1 protein-coding gene is annotated in these 2,468 nt (G+C 59.1%); it reads left to right on the forward strand.

Annotated elements, in window-relative coordinates; genetic code table 11:
* Positions 1 to 538 precede the first annotated feature (538 nt).
* Positions 539 to 2,341, forward strand: a complete 1,803-nt coding sequence (locus ACSIH6_RS39235) for a reverse transcriptase/maturase family protein (protein WP_435113944.1) — start codon at positions 539 to 541, stop codon at positions 2,339 to 2,341.
* Positions 2,342 to 2,468 lie beyond the last annotated feature (127 nt).

The following is a 2,468-nucleotide window of genomic DNA, read 5'->3' on the forward strand; positions in this document are numbered from 1 at the left end:
CTGGGTGCGCCACGAGGCGCTCCGTCGTATCCCCGGCTTAACCGGGAGGAACTGAAGGGAGGTTCCTGGGCCTGATGGCTTACCCGACGCTGAAAGGCGGAAGGGACCACAGCATGCCAGAAAATCAGCGGTCGTGTTCAGGTGTGGAAGCGATGCGCTGAGGGGCCCGTGTGATATGGCGAAAGCTGCACTGCCTAAATCCCAATCTCCAGACGATGCAATGAGTATCATCCACCGGAAATCCGCACCTGCGACCGGTGCCGCATCCTGTGGTGGAGTAACTAGGTATCCATCACAACCTTCGGATCGCGGAACGATTCCCAATGAGGGGATTCAAGGGGATGAGTGGGACGCCTAAGTCACGCTAGATACGTACGACGGAGACGAACGTGGGATCGCCTAAAGGGCGCGAGCCCCATGGCGACGGAGGCCCCGTAGTAGTCGCAGGAGTAACGACCTGCCAAGGAGGGCGGGAGAGCCGCCATCAGGGCGAAGGGGGCCAGGTGATCGGATATTCAAGAACTGGGAGGTATGCGTAATGCAGAGTGCCGAAACAGTGCTGGATGTCCTGCGTGAACGCGGCAGGCGTGACTTGCCGTGCGAAGAACTGTATCGACAACTGTTCAACCCGCATCTGTATTTCCTGGCCTACCAGCGCATCTACTCCAACCAGGGAGCGATGACGCCGGGGTCTTGCGGGGAGACTGCTGACGGCATGTCCGAGAGCAAGATCGGAAGCATCATTGATGCCATGCGCCACGAGCGCTACCGATTCATGCCAGCTCGGAGGGTTTACATCCCGAAGGCGAATGGGAAGAAACGCCCTCTCGGGCTTCCGTCCTGGTCGGACAAAATGGTGGGCGAAGCGATCCGGCTCCTCCTGGAGGCGTATTACGAACCACGATTCTCTGACCGGTCTCACGGTTTCCGTCCCCGCCGGGGATGCCACACGGCACTGACCGAGGTGGCAAACGTCTGGGCGGGGACAACCTGGTTCATTGAAGGAGATATCTCCGACTGCTTCGGCTCGCTTGACCACCAGGTCATGGTCTCGACGCTGGCGGAGAAGATCCACGACAACAGGTTCCTCCGTTTGATCAAACAGATGTTGCAGGCCGGATATCTAGAAGACTGGGTATGGAACGCCACGCTCTCCGGAGCCCCGCAAGGGGGCGTTGCATCACCAATCCTATCCAATATTTACCTGGACCGGTTGGACAGTTTCGTCGAGACAGTACTCATACCGGAATACACCCGAGGGAAGGCCCGGATTAAGAATCCGGCCTACTACGATATCGAAAAGGCTATCAAGCGGACTCGTCACCGTCTCAGACAGAAAAAGGAGGACACAGAGAACGCTCCTGAAATCCGGGAGTTGCACGAGCAATTGCGACGGCTGCCGTCCGGGGATCCGAAAGACCCCGGCTACCGGCGACTGCGATACATCCGCTACGCCGATGATCACCTGCTCGGGTTCATCGGACCCAAGGCTGAAGCCGAGGAGATCAAACAGCGCCTCGCGGCGTTCCTGCGTGACGATCTCAAGCTGGAACTCAACGGAGAAAAGACGCTCATCACCCACGCCAGAACTGGCGCGGCCCGTTTCCTCGGCTACGAAATCACCATCCAGCACTGCGATAGCAAGATCTCCCGCGGAGGGAGAGTCCGTCGAGGCGCACGAGCCACCAACGGCAAGGTCGCCTTGCGGGTGCCACGGACGGTTATCAAGGCTAAATGCGACCCCTACCTCAGGCGTGGTGATCCCACGCATCTGCCCCACTTGATGACCTTGACCGACTACAACATCGTCAGGCTCTACGGAACGCAGTATCAAGGGGTCGTCCAGTACTACCTATTAGCCGCAGATGTCTGGAGACTCGACCGGCTCAAAGGGGTCATGTTGACCTCGATGCTCAAGACGCTGGCTGCTAAACACCGCTCGTCGGTGACGAAGACGGCCAAGAAGCACAGGACCGTCATCATCACACCGTACGGGCGCCGACGGTGTTTTGAAGCCCGCGTCGAGAGATCAGGTAGGAAACCACTGGTTGCAAGGTTCGGTGGAATTCCACTCAAGCGGCATCGGAAGGCGGTCATGCAAGACAGGCTGCCCGACACGTCCGCCCGGCCACGAGGAAACGAGCTGATCCATCGGCTCAAGCGAGGCAACTGTGAACTCTGCGAGACAAAAGCCGAAGTGCAAGTGCATCAGGTCAAAGTCCTCGCGGATCTAGCAAGTGCCCATAACCCTCAGCCTCCGTGGGCTGAACTCATGACCAGGATGCGGCGGAAGACCCTGATCGTCTGCCCACCCTGCCACGAGTCCATCCACGCGGGGTAGGCCACGGCCATCACGCATAAGTCACTGGAGAGCCCGCCGCAATGAAAGTTGCACAACGGGTTCGGATCGGGGGCCACCGGAAAAGGACCCACACCAGTGGGTACCTCGCCGGTGGCCTACCGGTACT

Origin of the sequence: Nocardiopsis synnemataformans (assembly GCF_965343085.1) — a bacterium.
Lineage (GTDB): Bacteria > Actinomycetota > Actinomycetes > Streptosporangiales > Streptosporangiaceae > Nocardiopsis > Nocardiopsis alborubida.